This window comes from Bittarella massiliensis (ex Durand et al. 2017) (assembly GCF_009876955.1).
GTDB lineage: Bacteria > Bacillota > Clostridia > Oscillospirales > Ruminococcaceae > Bittarella > Bittarella massiliensis.
Window position 1 is genome coordinate 1 of the sequence record NZ_WWVY01000008.1, and the last position, 19,896, is coordinate 19,896.

At 62.1% G+C, this 19,896-nt stretch carries 22 protein-coding genes; 11 read left to right on the forward strand and 11 right to left on the reverse strand.

All coding sequences use genetic code 11. The features are described 5' to 3' along the window. Positions 1–1,278: recombinase family protein (locus tag GT748_RS09610; RefSeq protein ID WP_161222338.1), on the forward strand; the 1,278-nt coding region annotated here is incomplete at its 5' end. 109 nt (positions 1,279–1,387) lie between these two features. Here GT748_RS09610 and GT748_RS09615 read toward each other — a convergent pair. From GT748_RS09615 to GT748_RS09625, 3 genes are all read right to left on the reverse strand, one after another. Next, on the reverse strand, positions 1,388–2,068 hold the full coding sequence (locus tag GT748_RS09615) for a DUF2461 domain-containing protein (protein ID WP_021658186.1): 681 nt from the start codon (positions 2,066–2,068) through the stop codon (positions 1,388–1,390). Beyond that, the gene (locus GT748_RS09620) at positions 2,065–2,925 is read right to left on the reverse strand and encodes an RNA polymerase sigma factor (RefSeq protein WP_021658185.1); all 861 of its coding nucleotides are present in this window, start codon (positions 2,923–2,925) and stop codon (positions 2,065–2,067) included. Before GT748_RS09620 ends, GT748_RS09615 begins: the two co-directional genes overlap by 4 nt. Positions 2,926–2,994: 69 nt before the next feature. Continuing rightward, entirely contained in the window at positions 2,995–3,549 is a 555-nt protein-coding gene (locus GT748_RS09625; RefSeq protein ID WP_021658184.1) for a GNAT family N-acetyltransferase, read from the reverse strand. A gap of 102 nt (positions 3,550–3,651) precedes the next feature. On the opposite strand from GT748_RS09625, the gene GT748_RS09630 reads away from it, so the two are divergent. Continuing rightward, positions 3,652–4,236, forward strand: a complete 585-nt coding sequence (locus GT748_RS09630; RefSeq protein ID WP_021658183.1) for a DUF6434 domain-containing protein — start codon at positions 3,652–3,654, stop codon at positions 4,234–4,236. 11 nt (positions 4,237–4,247) lie between these two features. Here the strand turns inward: GT748_RS09630 and GT748_RS09635 are convergent, their stop codons facing one another. Together GT748_RS09635 and GT748_RS09640 are read right to left on the reverse strand one after the other, a co-directional pair. Further along, complete coding sequence (locus GT748_RS09635; protein WP_021658182.1) at positions 4,248–4,808, reverse strand: YdeI/OmpD-associated family protein; 561 nt, start codon at positions 4,806–4,808, stop codon at positions 4,248–4,250. A gap of 43 nt (positions 4,809–4,851) precedes the next feature. Next, positions 4,852–5,370, reverse strand: coding sequence for a methyltransferase family protein (locus GT748_RS09640; protein WP_021658181.1), 519 nt, complete (start codon positions 5,368–5,370; stop codon positions 4,852–4,854). Positions 5,371–5,679: 309 nt separating this feature from the next. On the opposite strand from GT748_RS09640, the gene GT748_RS09645 reads away from it, so the two are divergent. Together GT748_RS09645 and GT748_RS09650 are read left to right on the forward strand one after the other, a co-directional pair. Beyond that, on the forward strand, positions 5,680–6,441 hold the full coding sequence (locus GT748_RS09645) for an N-acetyltransferase (RefSeq protein ID WP_044991844.1): 762 nt from the start codon (positions 5,680–5,682) through the stop codon (positions 6,439–6,441). A gap of 130 nt (positions 6,442–6,571) precedes the next feature. Next, positions 6,572–7,144, forward strand: a complete 573-nt coding sequence (locus GT748_RS09650) for a DNA-3-methyladenine glycosylase I (protein ID WP_021658179.1) — start codon at positions 6,572–6,574, stop codon at positions 7,142–7,144. Positions 7,145–7,196: 52 nt separating this feature from the next. Here the strand turns inward: GT748_RS09650 and GT748_RS09655 are convergent, their stop codons facing one another. Continuing rightward, on the reverse strand, positions 7,197–7,634 hold the full coding sequence (locus GT748_RS09655) for a hypothetical protein (protein WP_044991841.1): 438 nt from the start codon (positions 7,632–7,634) through the stop codon (positions 7,197–7,199). Positions 7,635–7,761: 127 nt separating this feature from the next. Continuing rightward, a complete protein-coding gene (locus tag GT748_RS09660; RefSeq protein WP_052537583.1) occupies positions 7,762–8,019 on the reverse strand; it encodes a helix-turn-helix domain-containing protein in 258 nt (85 codons plus the stop codon). Positions 8,020–8,255: 236 nt separating this feature from the next. Here GT748_RS09660 and GT748_RS09665 point away from each other — a divergent pair, with 236 nt between their 5' ends. The 5 genes from GT748_RS09665 (at position 8,256) to GT748_RS09685 (ending at position 13,294) form a co-directional block, all read left to right on the forward strand. Continuing rightward, positions 8,256–9,212 (forward strand): GNAT family N-acetyltransferase, encoded by a 957-nt coding sequence (locus GT748_RS09665; RefSeq protein WP_021658176.1) that lies wholly within the window; start codon positions 8,256–8,258, stop codon positions 9,210–9,212. 250 nt (positions 9,213–9,462) lie between these two features. After that, positions 9,463–11,238: an oleate hydratase gene (locus tag GT748_RS09670; RefSeq protein WP_021658175.1), complete on the forward strand. Its 1,776-nt coding sequence runs from the start codon at positions 9,463–9,465 to the stop codon at positions 11,236–11,238. Positions 11,239–11,497: 259 nt separating this feature from the next. Further along, positions 11,498–12,061, forward strand: coding sequence for a signal peptidase I (gene lepB / locus GT748_RS09675; protein ID WP_021658173.1), 564 nt, complete (start codon positions 11,498–11,500; stop codon positions 12,059–12,061). Between the two features lie 19 nt (positions 12,062–12,080). After that, positions 12,081–12,350, forward strand: coding sequence for an acylphosphatase (locus GT748_RS09680; protein WP_021658172.1), 270 nt, complete (start codon positions 12,081–12,083; stop codon positions 12,348–12,350). 416 nt (positions 12,351–12,766) lie between these two features. Further along, complete coding sequence (locus GT748_RS09685; RefSeq protein WP_021658155.1) at positions 12,767–13,294, forward strand: CarD family transcriptional regulator; 528 nt, start codon at positions 12,767–12,769, stop codon at positions 13,292–13,294. Positions 13,295–13,399: 105 nt separating this feature from the next. On the opposite strand, the gene GT748_RS09690 is transcribed toward GT748_RS09685, so the two are convergent. From GT748_RS09690 to GT748_RS09705, 4 genes are all read right to left on the reverse strand, one after another. Continuing rightward, a complete protein-coding gene (locus tag GT748_RS09690) occupies positions 13,400–14,491 on the reverse strand; it encodes a restriction endonuclease (protein WP_021658154.1) in 1,092 nt (363 codons plus the stop codon). 100 nt (positions 14,492–14,591) lie between these two features. Continuing rightward, positions 14,592–15,764: a SpoIIE family protein phosphatase gene (locus GT748_RS09695; protein WP_021658153.1), complete on the reverse strand. Its 1,173-nt coding sequence runs from the start codon at positions 15,762–15,764 to the stop codon at positions 14,592–14,594. Next, a complete protein-coding gene (locus GT748_RS16020) occupies positions 15,761–17,467 on the reverse strand; it encodes a [Fe-Fe] hydrogenase large subunit C-terminal domain-containing protein (protein ID WP_021658152.1) in 1,707 nt (568 codons plus the stop codon). The genes GT748_RS09695 and GT748_RS16020 overlap by 4 nt, the downstream gene beginning before the upstream one ends. Before the next feature lie 4 nt (positions 17,468–17,471). Beyond that, positions 17,472–17,726 carry a (2Fe-2S) ferredoxin domain-containing protein gene (locus GT748_RS09705; protein WP_044991830.1) on the reverse strand — a complete coding sequence of 85 codons (255 nt, stop codon included), beginning with the start codon at positions 17,724–17,726 and terminating at the stop codon, positions 17,472–17,474. Positions 17,727–17,985: 259 nt separating this feature from the next. Here GT748_RS09705 and GT748_RS09710 point away from each other — a divergent pair, with 259 nt between their 5' ends. Together GT748_RS09710 and GT748_RS09715 are read left to right on the forward strand one after the other, a co-directional pair. Beyond that, positions 17,986–18,258, forward strand: coding sequence for a hypothetical protein (locus GT748_RS09710; RefSeq protein ID WP_143161616.1), 273 nt, complete (start codon positions 17,986–17,988; stop codon positions 18,256–18,258). Between the two features lie 7 nt (positions 18,259–18,265). Next, complete coding sequence (locus tag GT748_RS09715) at positions 18,266–19,756, forward strand: 4Fe-4S dicluster domain-containing protein (RefSeq protein ID WP_021658148.1); 1,491 nt, start codon at positions 18,266–18,268, stop codon at positions 19,754–19,756. Positions 19,757–19,896 lie beyond the last annotated feature (140 nt).

Below are 19,896 nucleotides of genomic sequence, written 5' to 3' on the forward strand. Positions count from 1 at the left end.
AACGAGTGGTATGCGGCGCAGACCAGCAAGAAAATCCGTGCGGTCAATGAGCTGAAAGCCTCTCAGGGCAGGCGGGTCGCCTCTGCTGTTGCCTATGGATACAAAAAGATCGAAGGCGACAAAGAGCAGTGGTATATCGATGAGCTAGCGGCGCAGGTGGTGAGAAAAATATTTGCTCTCTGCCTTGCCGGGAAAGGGCCGACGCAGATTGCACGGCAGTTGGAAAAAGAAAAGGTTTTGACGCCAACAGCATATTTTCACTCGATTGGCAGAAAGACAAGCAATCCCGTTCCGGCAAATATCTACGGCTGGCACGAAAGCACAGTAGAGCATATTTTGGAAAACCAGCAGTACACGGGCTGCACGGTAAACGGGAAATCTTCTACGGTCAGTTACAAGGTGCATAAGGTGATTGAGAATCCGAAAGAGGAATACCAGATCATTCCCAACACGCAGGAGGCAATCATTGACGAGAATGTATGGCTGCGGGTGCAGGAGCTCAGGAAGAACAAGCGCCGGCCGACGAAAACGAATCGGAAAAGCCTGTTTTCAGGACTGGTATTCTGTGCGGACTGCAAATCAAGGCTGCACTTCTGCGCCGCCAAGTCACTGAAACGCAATCAGGAGTTTTTCCGCTGCGCCAACTACAAGGACGGCAGAGGAAGCTGTACGATTCATTTCATTCGGGATGTGGTCTTGGAAATGATTGTGAAGGAAGCAGTTGCGGGTTTGGCGGATTTTGTGCGCTGCTATGAGTCGGTATTTCTCTATATGCAGAAGCAGAAATGCGGGGAATTCCAGAAAAAGCGGCAGCAGGAATTAAAGCTTTCCATGGAAGGCAACAGAAAGCGGATCGCCGATCTGGATAAGCTGTTCAATCGGATTTACGAGGACAATGTGATCGGGAAGCTGTCAGATGAACGCTATGCAAGGATGGCGGTGGAGTATGAAGCTGAGCAGAAAGAGCTACTGGAAAAGGTCAGGGAGGAAGAAAAGCAGCTGTCCGAAATGGAGCAGAAATCGGTGGATATGCGCCTGCTTTTGCAGGGGCTGCGGGAGTTTACCGATATGAAAGAACTGACGCCGACGATCGTCAACAAGCTGATTCGGCGCATTGAGGTACACAATCCGGAGAAGAAATATGCGCACAAGTCAGTGAAGGTCGACATCTATTTTACAGCGGTGGGACTAGTGAGCCTTCCTGACGAGCAGGAGATCCGAAAGATGATGGAACAGATGCGAAGCACATCACAGCTTCCAAAACAGCTGACTGCATAAAAAAGAAAACGGTGTAATCCGCCGCATATCGGGGGTTACACCATCTTCTCTACATTTTACTGCCTTATTAGCACCGGGCATTGCCGGCGGCTCGTTTTTTATTTCTGTCTCATCGGCTGGGCATTTCAAAGGGGGCCAGGGCCTCGTTCAAAAAGGCACCAAAGGGCCGCATCTTCAAAAAGAGGGCGGCGGCAAAGTCCACAAAGTCGGGGGCCAAAAGCTGCTCGTCGCCCAGGGGGTACTCCAGGTACCAGCTCTTGTTCTTCAGGTACTGGGCCTGGGGGTGATCCGGGTCGTAGCCCCGGGGAACGTTTTTGAGGGCGCTGCCGCCCACGGTGAAATGCGCCCGAAAGTCGGGGGCGTCGAGGATCTCCCCCCAGCGCTCCCCCTGGGCGGCAATGGCGTCCCGCACCAGGGTCGTGGCGTCCCGGAACATGTCGGCAAAGAGCCCCCCGCCCAGGAAAGAGCGCCCCCCCGGCCGCAAAAAGAGGTAGTAGCCCACCGGCACCGGCAACTTCCCCCTGGGGCCGATGTGGGCGCGGAAAGACGGGTTGTAGGGGGACTTGTCCCGGCTGAAGCGGGTGTCCCGCATCAGCTTGAAGGTGAGGGTCTTGGGCGCGGCCAGGGGGATTTCCGGGTCCCCCTGGTGCAGGGCAAGGTTCAGTTCCCCCACCAACTGCTCAAAGGCGGCGGTGGCCCGCCGGTACCCCTCCTCGTGGGCGTGAAACCAGTCCCTGTCGTTGTGCTCCTCCAGCTCCCGCAGAAAGGAGAGCATCTCCTCCATCTTCATCCCTTCGCCCCCTCTGCCTGCATCACGGTGGCAAAACTGCCCGAGGCCAGCAGCCCTTTCACCCAGTCGCGCACCTCTTCGGGGGTGCGGTAGGCGGGCAGGTCGGCAAAGACCTGGGAGAGCCCGTCCAGCTCCTCCATGGCGTCGGTAAACCGGGCGATGTCCCGGTAGCTGCACTCCTCCAGCCCGGGGAAGACCAGGTGTCCGGGGTCGATGCGGTGGGTGGCGATGGCGTAGTTGGTCCGCCGCTTGCAGGAACAGCTCCCGCCGCCCAGGCCGCAGTACTCCTTTAAAAACCCTCCCACCTTTTTGCGGATGCGGGAGAGCCGCTGCCGGTAGGCCGCGGGGTTCAGGCCGAGGATGTCGGCGGCCACCCGGCTGTCCAGGCGGAACATGGTGCCCAGCACGTAGATGCAGCGGCTCTCGGCGTCCAGGCACTGGAGCATGACGTTGGTGCAGGAGAGCTTGAGCTCCCGCTCCAACAGCCCCTGGTCCACCCCGCCGCCCAGGTCAGGGACATCCCGCTCCCGGCCAGAGGCGATGTCCTCGCCGTAGACTTCAAAGCTCAGGGGGCGCTGGGCGAACATCCCCTTTTTGTAGTCTCGCAGGTGATTGACGGCAATGCGGAACACCCAGGTGGTAAGGCTCGACTCCTGCCGGAAGGAGCCAAGCCGGGTCATCACCTTGATGAGGATCTCCTGGGTGGCGTCCTCCGCGTCGGGGAGGAGCCCCAGCATCCGCAGGGAGAGGTTGAACACCAGGTCCTGCACCCCGGCCAACACCTCCTCCAGCGCCTTCTGGTCACCGGCGACGGCCCGTTCAATGGTCTGTTTTTCCAGTGCGGTCAAATCGTTCATGCGCACACCTCCTATACACAGTTAGACGGCGCGCGCCGCCGGTTGTGACAGCCCATTCAAATTATTGGCTCAGCTTTTGCCGGCGCAGCCCGCCAGCCAGCGCGCCCGGCTCAGGCAGGTGATGTGCTCGGTGCGCACATCCCCCATCAGCGGCCAGGGGACCTCCCTGTCGGTGCGGCAGTAGAGGAACCCGCACTTCTCCTGCACCCGGCGGGACTTGTCGTTCCCCTCGAAATAGCCGCACCAGACCCGCTCCAGCCCCAGTTCTTCAAATCCGTGGCGCAGCAGCTCCCGCACCGCCTCGGGGATGAGCCCCTGCCCCCAGTAGGGCACCCCCAGCCAGTAGCCGATCTCGGCCTCCCCCTCCTTCAGGGGGAGGTTGCTGCCCTCGCCGAACAGCAGGCCGATGCTGCCCACCGGTCCGCCCGTCTCCCGCAGCACCACCGCAAAGGTGTAGGGGGCCGAGAGCACCCCCTCAATGAGTTCGCGGCTGTTTTCCACGCTGGTGTGGGGCGGCCAGCCCGCGGCGGGGCCGACCCGGGGGTCCTTTGCCAGTTGGTAGAGCGCCGGCGCGTCCTCCGGCCGCCAGGGCCGCAAAATCAGGCGCGAAGTTTCTAGGATCACAGTGCATTCCTCCTCTGTGTTCTGCCTCTCCCCTCCGCCTTTGACGGCGGGGGAAAGGCGGGGTATACTGACAGAAAAAGCAAGAGAAAAGGGGAAGCGCAGATGAAGGAGAGACCAGCCCTCGCCAGCCGCCCGGACAGCGCCACATTCCAACGCTATTACTACTGCAAGGAGGAGCTGATGGCCTTCTGCCGGGCAAACGGCCTGCCCGCATCCGGCGGGAAAGCGGCCCTCACCGAGAGGGTCGCCCATTTCCTCGACACCGGGGAGATACCGCCCCCGCCGCCCGCTCCCCGGCGCGCCGCCGCCACAGCCCCCCCGAGGGAGGATGCCGTCATCGGGCCGAACGCCGCCTGCACCCAGGCCCGCCGCGCCTTCTTTCAGGGGCAGCTCGGCCCCAGCTTCACCTTCAACGTGGCCTTTCAGCGCTGGCTGAAGGCCAACCCGAACAAGACCTACCGGGAGGCGGTGGCCGCCTACCGCGCCATCCTCACCGCAAAGAGGGAGCGACCGGCCCCCATCGACAGCCAGTTCGAGTACAACGCCTATGTCCGCGCCTTCTTTGCCGACAACCCGGGCCGGACCCTGCAGGAGGCCATTGCCTGTTGGAACTACAAAAAGCAGTTCCCCGGCAGCCGCCAGTACCAGCGTGCCGACCTGGCCGCGCTGGAAGGGCGCTCCCGCTAGGCCTGCCCCGCCTACATCGGCTTCAGGTTCTTGTTCAGCCGCTCGATCATCCAGGCCAGCCGCTTGGCCCGGCCCGCCTCGGTCTTGGCGGCGTAATAGCCCCGGGCATAGGTCCGCCGCACCGAGGGGGACATCCCCAAAAAGTTGCCGTGGGCCGGTTCCCGTCCCCGCAGCAGCTCCTCCAGCGCGTCCATCTGCTCCGCGGTGATGGCCGGGGGCGCGGGGGCGGCCCAGCGGCCGTCCGCCCGGGCCCGCTCCACCTCTTCCCGGCCGCGCCCGTCCATCCGCCCCTCCCGCAAAAGCCGCTCGGCCAGGGCCCGGTTCTTGGCTGACCAGTTGCTGCCCGGCCGGCGGGGGGCAAAGTACTTGCGGTAGCGCCCCTCGTCGATGCGCTGCATCTGCCCGTCGATCCAGCCAAAGCAGAGGGCCTCCTCCAACGCCTCCCCCGCCTTCACCGTCTGCGGCCCGCCCGCCTTGCCAAACACCAGCCAGACCCCCTCCGACGTCCGGCCGTTCTCCTCCAACCACCGGCGAAAGGCCGCTCGGTCGCCAAACAGCAACTCCCGTTCCATCGCGCTCTCCTCCTCTCCCCGCCCCCACAGGGGCGAAAAACCGCTACAAATACCGCCTGACCCGGCGCGCGTACTGCGCGTAGGCCTCGCCAAAGCGCTGGGCACACCACCGCTCCTCCGCGCGGATGATCCAGTGGGCCGAAATCTGAAAGGCCGCCGTCAGCCCCAGCAGCAGCGGCGACCGGCCCAGGGCCGCAAAGCCGACAAAAACGAGAAAATAGGCCAGGTACATGGGGTTGCGCGAGAGGCGGTAGACCCCCCGCTGGCAAAACCCGTCCGCCGCCGGGGCCGCAAAGGCCGCCACAGAGGCCGCCAGCAGCGCCATCCCCCCGGCGTAGAGGGCGACCCCCGCCCAAAAAAGGCCCGGCGGCTCCGTCTCGACCTTCAAAAAGAGGATGTCCAGCAGAATGCCCACGTTGGCCAGTTGGTAGACCCAGTAGGCCCCCCGCTCCCCGGGCGGCAGGGGGGCAAAGTGGGCCGCCCGCCCCACCGCGCCCCGGTCCAGCACGGCCAGCAGGCCAAAGCGCAGCAGAAAAAAGGGCAGCAACAGCAAAGCCCCCATCAAAATCACCCCCCAAAAAAACCTCTGTTTTCCCGCCCATCTCTCCGCCGCGCGGCGGAAGAATCTCCCTCCGCCGCAACGCCCAGCCGCCCCGGGCAAGTCGGGACCGCCGCTCCCACCCCCGCGGCGCAACGCCCTTGAAAACGGGGGATTTTGACCATTGTACCATGGGCCCGTCCCCCCGTCCAGCGGGGAGAGTCGGTCCCCCCTCCCGCCCCGGTCTCCTTGAGAAAAGCCGCCCGAAATGGTAGGATAAACAAAAGGGACGCCGCCCCGCAAAATGTGCGGCCCAAAAAAGGAGACAACATGATCGACCTTGTCAAAATCACCCCCGAAAATCTGGCGCAGGAGCACATCTGCTGCGCCCTCTCCAACAATGCAGACTGCCAGGTGCTCTCCAAAAAGGCCTGGCTGAAGGAGCGGCTGGCCGAGGGCCTCGTCTTTCTAAAGGGCGACGTCCGGGGAAAGTGCTTTATCGAATACCTCCCCGCCGAATTTGCCTGGGCCCCGGTGGAGGCCGACGGCTACACCTTCATCGACTGCCTCTGGGTGGCGGGGCGGTTCGCGGGGCAGGGCCACTCCAACCTCCTGCTGGAAGAGTGCATCCGCGACAGCAGGGAGCGGGGGAAAAAGGGGCTCGCCATCCTCTCCTCCCCCAAAAAGAGGGGCTTTCTCTCCGACCCCAACTACCTGCGGCACAAGGGCTTTGCCGTCGCCGACACCGCGCCCCCCTATTTTGAACTGCTCTACCTTCCCTTTGACGGGCAGGCCGAGCCGCCCCGCTTCGGCCCCTCGGCAAAGGGCGGGGCCCAGGGGCCCGCGGCCGACGGCTTTGTCCTCTACTACACCAACCAGTGCCCCTTTCCCGCCAAGTACGCCCCCCTCATCGAGGGGATGGCCAGAGACCGGGCGGTCCCGTTTCGGTCCGTCCACCTCACCACCCGGGAGCAGGCCCGGCAGGCCCCCACCCCCTTCCCGACCTACTCCCTCTTCTACAACGGCGCGTTCGTGACCCACGAGATCCTCTCCGAAAAAAAGTTTGAAAAGCTCCTCCTCGAAAGGGGGCTGTGACCCCCGCCGGCAGCGCGCCCACCCGCCACAGGCCCCAGCGCAGGCGCCGCCAACACCGGCAAGGGGCGTTTGGCCCAACCTCCCCCCTCCCCCCGCCCGCAGGCGGACAAACAAAAAAGGATGTGTTTTCATGTGTGAAAAGACAAGGTGCGCCTGGGCGGGGGAGCTCCCCCTCTCCATCGCCTATCACGACCGCGAGTGGGGCCGCCCCGTGCGCGAGGACAACAAGCTGTTTGAAATGCTGATTTTAGAGGGGATGCAGGCCGGTCTCAGTTGGAACACCGTCCTCAAAAAGAGGGAGGCGTTTCGCCAGGCCTTCGACGGCTTCGACCCCGCCAAGGTGGCCCTCTACGACGAGGCCAAGGTGCAACAGCTTCTGCAAAACAAAGACATCATCCGCAACCGCCTCAAGGTGCGCGCCGCCGTCACCAATGCCCAGGCCTTTTTAAAGGTGCAGGAGCGCTGCGGCAGCTTCCACCAGTTCCTCTGGGCCTATGTGGACGACACCCCCATCACAAACCACTGGCAGAAGATGGAGGAGGTGCCGCCCAGCACCCCCCTCTCCGACCAAATCAGCAGGGACCTGAAAAAGCTGGGCTTCAAGTTTGTCGGCTCCACCATCGTCTACGCCTATATGCAGTCTGTCGGCATGGTCAACGACCACCTGACAAGCTGCTTTGTCTACCGCGAGATGCAGGGCTAGCCCCGCCCCCAAGCAAAAAAGCGCCCCGGACAGACCCGTCCGGGGCGCTTTTCTATCCCTCTTCCCGCTTCCCCTCCTTGCACCCGCCCATAAAGTGGGCGGAGCGGGGGTTGGTGGCTGCATAGCGGCTGTTTTCGTAGGTCGCAAAGGCCGCGTCGCTGGCCTCTCTGGCCACCCGCGCCACCTCCCGCAGCAGCAGAGAGAGGGCCAGGCAGCCAAAGGCAACAAGGACCGATGTCCCTCCGCTCAACAGCGCCACTTCACCGGGCAGCCAGCCGCAGGGCCCGGCCAGAGCGCACAAAAGGGCCAGCACCGCAAACGGCACCCCCGCGGGGGCCAGCACCCGGGCCACCCGGCGGGTCCACACCTCCCAACGGACCGCCCGCACCCATCGGTCAAAGGCCCGGTTCGCCTTTTCCAGGGAAGGCGGGTGGTAGATGGGCTGGCAAGGGTCCACAAGCGGGCAGTCGTGGCGCGCGCTCTTTTTCACAGCTCTGTCCTCCCCCCACATACCGTATCGCTTCAGAATGTTTTTATGAAATGCGCCGACATCGCAATCTGCGCTATAATATAGGAGCGGATGTGCGCAAATTTACAACTGTATTTTGCTGCACAGGTCATTTTGAAGGGGGGATGCTGCCTCTTTGGTCTTCCTCCAGCAACTCCCCCGCAGGGACACCCAAAACCTCCGCCATCTTGAAAAGGGTCTCTAGTGAAACCCCTTTGGTGGTCCCTACCCCCTCGACCTGGGAAATGAAATTGTTGCTCCTGCCAATCTTCTCCGCGAATGCTTCCTGGGTGTATCCAGCCCGCTTGCGGTAATAGGCAATTTTTAGCCCCAATATCCGGTAGCGCTCCGGGTAATCGGTTTTCACAATATCACTTCCCCTCCTCACCATTGTATCAATACCGTTAGCGCGTTTTAACAAACGTATGGTAAGTGTTTCTTTACTCTGAGGGAACTTCATTCCTTTTATAGAAGTTCCTGGAAAAACGGCTTTCCCCTATTCATTTTATATCGCATAGCCTATATTTTGAAAAATACTACGATTCTGTTGCATTCCATAAAAAGCTCTTTTCCCAGTGGATATATCATAAGGAGGAGGCCCCCATGACCATTGTCGACTTCACCCCGTCCCACATCCCCGCAGCCAGCGCCCTCGCTCTGGCCGATTACCGGGAGCAGCAGCGCCGCCTTCCCGCCCTGCCGGCGGTCGAGGAGGGGCTGGACCTGGCCCCCTTTGCCGCAGCCGGCCTGGGCGTCGCCGCCTTCGAGGGCGGGCGGATGGTGGGCTTTCTCAGCGCCGGCCCGCCCTTCGACAACGCCTTTGGCTCCACCCGCTGCCGGGGGGTCTTTTCCCCCATGGGCGCCCACGCCGCCGCATCGGAGCAGCGGGGGCCGGTCTATGCCGCCATGTACCAGCGCGCCGCCGCCAAGTGGGTGCGGGCCGGGGCCCTCAGCCACGCCGTCGCCCTCTATGCCCAGGGGGAAGAGGCCCAGCGCCAGTTCTTCCAGTACGGCTTCGGCCTGCGCTGTGTCGACGCCATCCGCCCCATGGAGCCGATCGACTGCCCACCCCCCAAGGGGTACTCCTTCTTTGAGCTGCCCCCCGCCCAATTTTCGTCCGTCTATCCCTTTGAGGAGCTGCTCGACCGGCACTTCCGGGAGAGCCCGACCTTTATGGCCCGCCCGCTGGAGAGCTGCGACGCCTTCTGCCGCTCCTGCATGGCGGAGGGCGACCGCTGCTTTGCCGCCGCCTTTCAGGGCCGGTTGTGCGCCTATCTAAAACTGTCCGCCAAGGGCGAGACCTTTCTCTCCCCCTCCCCCCGCTACCGCCACATCACCGGCGCTTTCTGCCTGGGGGAGCACCGCGGCAAAGGGGTTGTGCAAAACCTGCTGAACTGCGCCATCCACTCCCTGGAGGGGGAGGGGTGCACCCACCTCGGCGTGGACTTTGAGAGCATCAACCCCGCCGCCCACGCCTTTTGGTGCAAGTATTTCTCCCCCTACACCCATGGCCTGGTGCGCCGCGTCGACGAGCGGATACTGGACCCCCTCCCCCTCTGATTTCCCCGCCAACAGCCGCCCCGCGTTCCCCCAGACAAATCCCTCTCCCCGCGCCGCCCCTCCGAATCGCCCCCTCCCCCTCATTCAGACACTTCCCCCCATCTGTCCAAACTTTTTACAATCGCGCCCCCCTGTCAAAAATTGCGACAGGGGGGCGCGATTGTCTATGGCGGCGGGGCCCGGGGGGGAGTAGGATAGACCCATCGAGAGAAGAGACCCATCCACCAAAGACAAAACGGAGGGATTTTTGATGTACTATTCCAACGGCAACTACGAGGCCTTTGCCCGCCCTGAAAAACCCGAGGGGGTCGACCGCAAGTCCGCCTACCTGGTGGGCAGCGGCCTGGCCTCCCTGGCGGCAGCCTGCTTCCTGGTGCGCGACGGGCAGATGAAGGGCGAACACATCCACATTTTAGAGGAGCTCGCCCTCCCCGGCGGCGCCTGCGACGGCATCAACGACCCGCAGCGGGGGTTCATCGTCCGCGGCGGGCGGGAGATGGAGAACCACTTCGAGTGCCTATGGGACCTGTTCCGCTCCATCCCCTCCATCGAGACCGAGGGGGTCAGCGTCCTCGACGAGTACTACTGGCTCAACAAGCACGACCCCAACTACTCGCTGATGCGGGCCTCGGTCAACCGGGGGGAGGACGCCCACACCGACGGCAAGTTCGCCCTCTCGGACAAGGCGGCCGCCGAGATCGTCAAGCTGTTCTTCACCAAGAACGAGGACCTCTACGACAAGACCATCGACGACGTGTTTGATGAGGAGTTCTACTCCTCCAACTTCTGGCTCTACTGGCAGACCATGTTCGCCTTTGAAAAGTGGCACAGCGCCCTGGAGATGAAGCTCTACATCCAGCGCTTCATCCACCACATCGGCGGGCTGCCCGACTTTTCGGCCCTCAAATTCACCAAGTACAACCAGTACGAATCGCTGATCCTGCCCATGGTCAAGTACCTGGAGGGGCACAACGTGGACTTCCAGTACGGCGTGCAGGTGCAAAACGTCCTCTTTGAAAAGAGCGGCGGCAAAAAGGTGGCCCGGCAGATCCAGTGCCTGCGGGACGGCCGGGAGGAGCGCATCGACCTCCTCGAGGACGACCTGGTCTTTGTCACCAACGGCAGCTGCACCGAGAACTCCACCCTGGGGGACGACGACCACGCCCCTGCCCAGACCACCCAAAACGGCGAGGGCGGCTGCTGGCAGCTCTGGAAGAACATCGCCGCCCAGGACCCCGCCTTCGGCCGGCCGGAGAAGTTCTGCGGCAACATCCCCAAGACCAACTGGGAGTCGGCCACCATCACCACCCTGGACGGCCGCATCCCCCCCTACATCCAAAAGATGTGCAAGCGCGACCCCTTCTCGGGCAAGGTGGTCACCGGCGGCATCATCACCGTCAAGGACTCCAGCTGGCTGATGAGCTTCACCCTCAACCGCCAGCCCCATTTCAAAGAGCAGCCGAAGGACCAGTTGGTGGTCTGGGTGTACGGCCTCTACACCGACGTGCCGGGCGACTATGTGAAAAAGCCGATGCGCCAGTGCACCGGCCGGGAGATCACCATGGAGTGGCTCTACCACATGGGGGTGCCGGAGGAGGAGATCCCCGAGCTGGCGGCCACCGGGGCCCACTGCATCCCCTGCATGATGCCCTATATCACCGCCTTCTTCATGCCCCGCACGGCGGGCGACCGCCCCAAAGTGGTGCCCGAAGGCTGCGTCAACTTCGCCTTCATCGGCCAGTTCGCCGACACGGTGCGCGACACCGTCTTCACCACCGAGTACTCGGTGCGCACCGCCATGGAGGCCGTCTACACCCTGCTGGATGTGGACCGCGGGGTGCCGGAGGTCTTTAACTCCTGCTACGACGTGCGGGTGCTGCTGGACTCCACCTCCAAGATGATGGACGGCAAAAAACTCACCGACATCAAGCTGCCCTTCCTGGCCGGGCTGGTAGAAAAGGCCACCATGAAAAAGATTTCGGGTACGGTCATCGAGGAGCTGCTGGCGCGCTACCACCTCATCTAGCCGCAGCCCTCCGTCCCCACCCCCTCTTCCCCATTTCCCCAAACACAAAAAAGGTGCGGCCTCCGGGCCGCGCCTTTTTTGCCGAATGCACCGGGAAACAGCGCAAAACAGGGCAAAAGAAGGGTAAATTTGTTATATTATATCTATATATTCCAATTTGTATAGTAAAAAGAGGGCCTGCCCGCCCTTTTCGGCGGGGGTGAATTGTGCTATATTGGTAACGATACAGAAAAACGCCAGAGGGAAGGGAAGCGGTGTCATGCTGCCGGAGGAACACGACGAGCAGGCCATGCGCGAAGTGGCAGAAAAGAAAAAAGCGGTCATGCGGGAGGTCGTCAGTTGGGTCAAGGTGTTTGCGGTGGCGGTGGCGCTGGCCCTCTTCATCGGGCTGGTGGTCATCGTCAACGCCCAGGTGCCCACCTCCTCGATGGAGGACACCATCATGCCCGGGGACCGCATCATCGCCCTGCGGCTGGCCTACACCTTCGGCGAGCCCCAGCGGGGGGACGTGGCGGTCTTCTACCCGCCGGACGAACACCGCCTCTACGTCAAGCGGGTGATCGGGATCCCGGGGGACGAGATCGAAATCGAGAGCGGCGTCCTCTACCGCAACGGCGAGATGGTGGAGGAGCCCTATGTCAAGGGCATCCCCCAGGGGGACTACGGCCCCTACTCCGTGCCGGAGGGGCACTATTTCCTCATGGGGGACAACCGCAACGACTCGCTGGACGCCCGCTTTTGGAGCACCCCCTACGTCCCCAAAAAAGATATGCTGGGCAAGGTGCTCTTCCGCTACTACCCCTCCATCAGCAAGGTGGAGTAGCCGAAGGGAGGGAACTGCCGTGCAAAAGCGGGTCTATGCCCGGGTGTCGGGCTGGGTGCAGGGGGTCGGCTTTCGCTACTTTGTCAAATACACCGCCAGCCTCCACGGCCTCACCGGCTGGGTGCACAACCGGGAGGATGGGGACGTGGAGCTGGAGGTACAGGGCCCCCCCGCCGAACTGGACGCCTTTTTGGAAGCAGTGCGGGAGGGGAACCGCTGGTCCCAGGTGGAGGGGGTGGAGACCCGCCGCCTGGAACCCATCCGCGAAAACGGGTTCGAGGTGCTCTGACGCGCGCCGTTTGCAACAAAAAGCTGCCGCCTCTTTGGCCGCAGCTTTTTTTGTTCGGGCGAAACGCCCCCATTACCCCTCCCGCCGGATCTCCATCTGAAAAGCCCCCGCCGCAATGGGCGGTGGGGATAAGGGACAGCCCGTCTCCCCCCCCCCCCCCTTCCGGCCGCTCAAATCGCCCTCTGGACCCTCCAGCCACCCCTTCTTTATCCCCCCGCAAAACGGCCCCCTCCCCCTCTTTTTCAGCCGCCGCAGAGAATGTGCACTTTTTCGCTATCATTGGCGGCCGAAACGTGGTAAAATAGAGTTGGGAAAGCGCGCCGTTTCGGCCTGGGCGACAGTCCGGCTGCCGGGGGGCGCGCTTTGGCGCAGCCCGAGGGGGGCTCGCCTTGCCCGTTCGGAGAAAAGGAGAGACCATGTTTCAAATTGGGGAGTACGTTGTTTACGAGAACACCGGCGTCTGCCGGGTGGAGAAGGTGGGCCCGCCGGTCGGCATCCCCGTGTCTGACAAGGAGCGGCTCTACTACGAGCTCTCCCCTGTGCGGGGCACGGGCACCATCTTCATCCCGGTGGATGCCGGAGCCTTCATGCGGCCCATCATCACCCGGGAGGAGGGGCTGGCCCTGTTGGCAAAACTGCCCCAACTGCGGGCGGAACCCTGTGCCGACCGGGACCAGCGCACCCTGGCCGAGCACTATCACAGCTTCTTCGAGTCCCACGACTGCGAGGATCTGGCGCGGCTGATCTACTCCATCCGCTCCAAGAGCGAGGAGACCCTCTCCCAGGGCAAAAAGCCGGGCAAGGTGGACCTACAGTACCAAAAGCGGGCGGAAGAACTGCTCTGCGAAGAGCTGGCCACCGCCCTCGGCACCACCTTTGAGGAGATCGAGACCGCCATCCAGGACGAGTTTGAGGGCGTCCCCAGCGGGGATGCCGCCCAGTAAAAAATAGACGGGAAGTCAAAAGAGAGGAGAGCGGACGCCGCCCTATATGGGTGCGTCCCCTCTCCTCTTGCTTTTTAACTGAAAGCTGTCCCAAAAACCAAAGAACTATATGTGTGCGTACGTTTTGTAAAAGCCCAGTAGATGTTGATACTCGGGTAAATCGTCTATCTTTTCACACAACATTTCTGCCAGCTGAATGCCGTCAATCAGAAAAAGGCCGTCTTTTTCCGCCTCTTCCACTGTCCTGTCAGCAAAGGTTCCACTCGTGAGCACACCATATCGAATATTGTCGGGGAGCAGCATCACTTGAAGCGCACTTCCCTCCTTTTCATATGAGAACAGGTAGCCATTTTGGATTTGATCTCTAAACTTTCTAATCTGCTCCAATCCCCCTAAGCCTGTCTCCCCCACATAATGCTTCACTTGAATAAAGTAAGCAAAAGAAAGTTCAGAGCTCGTACCCATCGGTTTGACCGCTAAAATATCTGCATCTGCCTTTCCCTCGCCGCAGCGCTTGGAGAGTATTTTTACAATAAAGCCATTGACTCTCAAAAGATTCGCCACCATCTCCTCCATTCCCTGACCGCCGGCAGGGAGGGAGGTGGCGGAATAGTTTTGCAAAACGGAAGCCATGCGCTGGATAAACGCCTGATCCTCTTCCTCCTGACGCTCAACCACTCTGTCTGATTCCGCTCTGTCCAAGCCGCTCTCCCACAGCTCTTCGATCCCCTGGACAACTCGTTCATCATCAAATTCTAAAATGCTGAATCCTCTGGTACGCAGCTTGGTCGTCAATGCCATATTTTTTCCCGCCCTGACAAATCGCAAGGGCTTTCCATCACTTCCGCACCGAAATCTCACCTGCAGCTGATTGGCCAAATCGCGCACCACAGCCTCGGATGAATAGAGATAATGGCCCGTTGACTCCCCGATGTAAAAGCCTCCCTTACAAGGGACAACGACCAGATCTCCGGATTTGATTTTGCAAAAACGGGTTACTTCGGCCTTTTTTCGGCCGACCAATTGGGGAGAAGCACCTGTGTGGTAGCACATCTCTTCGACCTTTTGCGCAGGAGACAGCCCTTTTTCTAGGCACTGCGAAAAATCGACCTGGCTCCACCCCACCGCTACAATTCCATTTTCTACATATTGGTGCGCATTCTCTCGAATGCGCACCAAATAGTACCGCTTAGCCATTTCTAAGTCCCCTTTTGCTTTCCACCTCTACCAAAACCGACATGTGAAAAAGGCGTTTTTCAAGCGGGCGATCCCGCCTTCTCTTGAACTGTGCAGCCGCTTAAAAATACTCGATGGTGACCCGCTTGCCGGTCTTGCGGAGTTCCTCCGCCAGCTCGCCGATCAGGCTGAATTTCAGCCCCAGGGAGACGGGCATCCCCGGGTTCTGGTGCGCCTCGTTGAGGGCCTGCCCCACCAGAAAGTGCACCTCGGTGGACTCCTCCATCAGCACCCTCGTCAGCTTGGTGGCGCCGTCTTTTTTCTTGTAGTTGATCAGCTCGTGCTCCCCCCCGGTCTCGTTGAGTTCGCGGATGTTCTCCAGCGCCTTGCGCAGGGTGAGCACCCCCTCGGTCACCAGGTCGACCCCGGGGAGGAGGGCGGTGGGCGGCAGGGCCGGGTTGTCGTAGTCCAGCAGCACCTTCAGCTCCCGCCCGGTGACCCGGCTGACGATCTGCGAGGTGGTGCCGCCGCAGACCACCTTCAGCCCCTTGGAGTACATCAGCCGGTTGACCACCGTGGCGTCCAGCTCCTTCTTGGCGGGGGGGCCCACCATCACGGTGACCGCCCGCCCCTCCCGAAAGCGGATGGCGCAGACGGTGGAGTCGTCCCCCGGCTTGTTCATGTACAGGGTGTTGACGGTGGAGACCATCTTCTTGGCCATCACCCGGGGGGAGATGTCCTTCTCCATGGCCTCCTCGGCGTACTTGACGATGTTGTCGTACTGCCAGCCCAGGTCCAGCAGGGAGCCGACCCCGGCGTGGACCACCCCGTCGGAAAACATCACCAGCATGTCGTCCACCTGGGCCTGGAAGGAGGAGGTGTAGATGATCTTCCCGTCGATCTCCACCACCTCCCGCTCCAGCTCCATCAACTTGCCGTCGCGAAAGTAGATGATGAGGGGGTTGTCGAACTCGGCGGTGTAGATCCAGCCGTCGGGCTTGACCTTGACGATGGTGAAGGTGGAGTAGGCCAGCCCCCGCTCAGAGCACTTGGGCAGGGTCGAGGCGATGGTCTCGACGCACTCGGTGAGCTTGGCCCCCTCGGCCATCATGGTGGCGATGATCTTGCTGGTGAGGGTGGAGAGGATGTTGGCCTTGACCCCGCTGCCCAACCCGTCGGCCAGCACGGCGTAGAAGCCGCCCCCCTGGTCGCGGATGAACTCCACCTTGTCGCCGCACAGCTCCTCGCCGTAGTGGTTGATGCTCTCATAGGCGGCGTCGGCAAAGAATTTCATAGGGCACCGTCCTCCCCCTGTTCCATGCTCTTTTTCAGGCTGGTGAGGGCCACCTTGGTCTCGGCGGTGGTCTCCCCCAACAGGGAGGCGATCTCCTGGGCCACCCGCATCTGCTTGTCAATGACCTTCTGGGCGGTGTCCACGGTGTGCATCCGCAGGGCCTCCAGCTTTTTCTTGTTCTCGTTCTCGGCGGTCATGTCCTTCATAAAAACGATGAACATCCGGTTCTCGCGGATGTAGATCACCGTCTCCTCCACGCTGACGCCCTCGCCCACCACCACCTCGTTCTTCATGGCCGGGCGGCCGCTCTCCCTGGCGCGGTCAAAGGTGTCGTCGCCGAAAAACTCGGGGATGATCTGGCCGACGGCGCTCTCCCGGCGCAGCCCCATCATCTCCTCGGCGGCGGGGTTCAGGTCCAGCACCTCCAGCTCCTCGGTGAGGGCGATGGTGCCGTTGGGGGAGTGCTGAATGACGGTGGAGGAGATGTTCTCCGCCTTCTCCCGCAGGTAGGGCAGGCACATGTTGACGTCGGCCTTCCCCCGGTAGACGGCAATGGCCTTGTCCCGGCAGGTCTCGTAGCCGCAGCCGCCGCAGTTGAGCTCCTGCTCGGGGCTGGTCTTGCCGATCTGGGCGAGGATGGCGCGGATCTCCTCCTCGGTGGGGATGGGCTCGGCCTTGGGGGCCCCCCGGAAGAGCCGCAGGTGATCCAGCTCACAGGCGGCTGAGGGGGCGGGCCGGGCGTCCCGGGGCTTGGGCTGGTCGTCGATCTCCATCCGCCCGCGGAAGCTGGAGATGCCCTCCCGGCGCATCACCGGGCCGCCCAGGCAGGCCCCGGCGCACATGTTGGCCTCGATGAAAAGGCCGGTGGGGTGCTCGCTCTCCAGCCAGGAGAAGAGCTCCATGCAGTTTTCCACCCCGTCGACGCAGACCTTGCGGTAGTGGCCGTAGCTCTCCGGCTCGATGCTCTTGAGGATGCCGCTGGGCTTGGGGTAGAGGCGGCTGACCGGGTGGGCGGTGCCCACCGCCTCCCCGTCGCTCTCCTCCTGAGGGGCCCCCTCGATGAGGGCGCGCAGGGCGTTGAAGCTCAGGGCGTAGTCCACGTCCCCCCCGGCCAGGGGGTCCATGGCCTCCTCCTTCTTGGCCAGGCAGGGGCCGATGAAGATCACGTGGATGTTCTGGCCGTATTTCTCCTTCATCATCTTGGCGTGGGCCATCATGGGGGAGTAGACCGGGGCCAGCCACTGGGCGATGGCCGGGTAGTGGCGCTCGACCATCATCACCACCGAGGGGCAGGCCGTGGCGATGATGTTCTCCATCTCGCCGGCGGCCATCAGCTGGGCGTAGGCGCGGGAGGTCTCGTAGGCGCCCACGGCGGTCTCCTCCACCCCGGCAAAGCCCACGGCCTTGAGGGCGGCCGAGAGCTGCTCAAAGGTGCGGTCGGTGAAGTAGCTCTTGTAAGAGGGGGCCAGGGTCACGTAGACCGGGTCGGGCCCCTTCAGCAGCTCCAGCACCTTGGGCCGGTGGTCGGTGGTAAAGCGGGCGTTTTGCGGGCAGACGTCCACGCAGGTACCGCAGAGGACGCACTCGTCCTCGATGATCTGCACCTTCCCGCCCGAAAAGGAGATGGCCTTGATGGGGCAGTGCCGGATGCACTTGTAGCAGTTTTGGCAGTTTCCCTCGTTGAGTTTGATGATGCTGCTCACCGTTTCATTCCTCCTCTACCTTGGGCAGTACGTACTGGTAAAAAATGTCGCTGGCGTTGGCAAACCCCACATGGGAGATGGGCTCGTCGTCCACCTGCATGGAGATGCCGTCCAAACAGCGCCCCATGCAAAACGAGGCCTTGAGGGCCACCTTGTCCTCCAACCCCCGCTCCTTGATGATTTCCTGAAAGGTCTTGATGACCTGGTAGGAGCCCTTCATGTGGCAGGAACTGCCCACACAGACTGTCACTGTAACCATCGTCTCTCTGCGCCTCCTCGCGTCAAAATGCCGGCCCCACCGCCCCGCCGGGCAGGGGGGAGGGCATGGCTTCTCTATTTTATCCATTATACACGATTGCGCAGGGCGGGAAAAGGCCGCGTTCCTGCCAAAATCGGGTGGAAAAACTGTCGATAAATGCTATTGAAATGGCGGTATGGCCAGTGTATAATAGATTAGATTGTTAATTCGGTATCAAACAGCCCAACCGCAAACCAAATAAGAGCAGGAGTGAACAAAGGTGAAAACGATGAAATCCATCCGTGTGGTCGTCTGCGTTTGCACCCAGTGCATCATGAATGGCGCCATGGACATCATTGAGTCGGTGGAGAGCCTGAAAAAGCTCAAGTACGAGATGCGCCACGGGGTAAAGATCGAGGTGGAGACCCAGGTCTGCCACACCGAGCACGACCACAGCCAGGTCTGTCCGGTGGTCTTTGTGGACGGCCAGCAGATCGAAAAGGCCACCAACGAAGAGGTCATGACACGCATTTTATCGATTGTGAGGAAGTGATTGCAACGTGAGAGGAGTTTACACACCCGTCACCAAAATTCGCCGCCAGATCTTTACCGAGATCGCCCGGCTCGCCTTTGAGGGGTGGAGCCATGAAAAGGTGGAGGAGCTGCCCTACAAGATCATCTCAGGCGAAATCCCCCAATACCGCGACAGCGTCTTCAAAGAGCGGGCCATCGTCGGCGAGCGGCTGCGGCTGGCCATGGGCCTGCCCCTGCGCGACATCAACGACAACGCCCCCATCTCCAAGGGCCTCAGCGACGACATGCTCATCAACCAGGCCTACGAGCTGCCGCTGATCAACGTCATCCCCTTCGCCTGCAACGCCTGCCCCGAGACCTCCTACATGGTCACCGACAACTGCCGCCACTGCCTGGCCCACCCCTGCGTGTCGGTCTGCCCGGTGTCGGCCATCCAGTTCACCGCCGAGGGGACGGTCATTGACCAGGACAAGTGCCTCAAGTGCGGCCGCTGCAAAGAGGTCTGCCCCTACAGCGCCATCGTCAAGTACGACCGCCCCTGCGCCGCCGCCTGCGGGGTAAAGGCCATCGGCAGCGACCACCTGGGCCGCGCCAAGATCGACTACGACAAGTGCGTGGCCTGCGGCCAGTGCATCGTCTCCTGCCCCTTCGGCGCCATCACCGACAAGTCCCAGCTCTTCCAGCTGGCCACCGCCCTCAAAGAGGGGGTGCCGGTGGTGGCCGAGGTGGCCCCCTCCTTTGTGGGCCAGTTCGGTCCGGCCGCCACCCCCGACAAGGTGAAGGCCGCCCTCAAACTCATCGGCTTTGCCGACGTGGTGGAGGTGGGCTGGGGCGCCGACCGGGGCACCGTAGAAGAGGTGCACCACTACGCCAAGCACGTGGCCACCGGGGAGGCCCGCTTCCTGGCCACCTCCTGCTGCCCGGCCTGGTCGGTCATGGCCAAAAACGAGTTCCCCGAGATCTCCCAGTACCTGTCCCAGGCCTACACCCCCATGGTGGAGACCGCCCGCCACGTCAAAAAGACCCACCCGGACCACAAGGTGGCCTTCATCGGCCCCTGCTCCGCCAAAAAGCTGGAGGCCATGCGCCGCACCATCCGCAGCGACGTGGACTACGTCATCACCTTTGAAGAGTTGATGGGGATGTTCGCCGCCAAGGACGTGGACTTCGGCGAGATCGAGGGCGAGCCCTTCGCCGACGCCGCCCCCGAGGGGCGGGGCTATGCCGTCTCCGGCGGGGTCGCCGGGGCCATCGCCAACGGGGTGCACAAACTCTACCCCGAGGTGGAGGTCAAGATGGACCGGGCCGAGGGCCTGGCCAACTGCAAAAAGATGCTGGCCATCGCCAAGGCAGGCAAGCGCGAGGGCTACCTGATGGAGGGGATGGCCTGTGTCGGCGGCTGTGTCGCCGGTCCCGGCACCCTGCAGCCCATCAACAAGGCCACCGCCGCCGTCAACAAGTTCAAGGCCGAATCCCCCATCGACCTCTTTGAAGGGGAAGGGGAAGAGGACCAGTAGACCCCATCCGGGCAAACGCCCGCCAGCAAGATAGGACCCACTAGAGAGCCGGTTTCCGGGCAGCGCCCGGACCGGCTCTCTTTTTGCGCCCCTTTCCCCTTTCCCCTTTCTCTTTTGCTTCTCCCTCTCCCTCTTCCCCG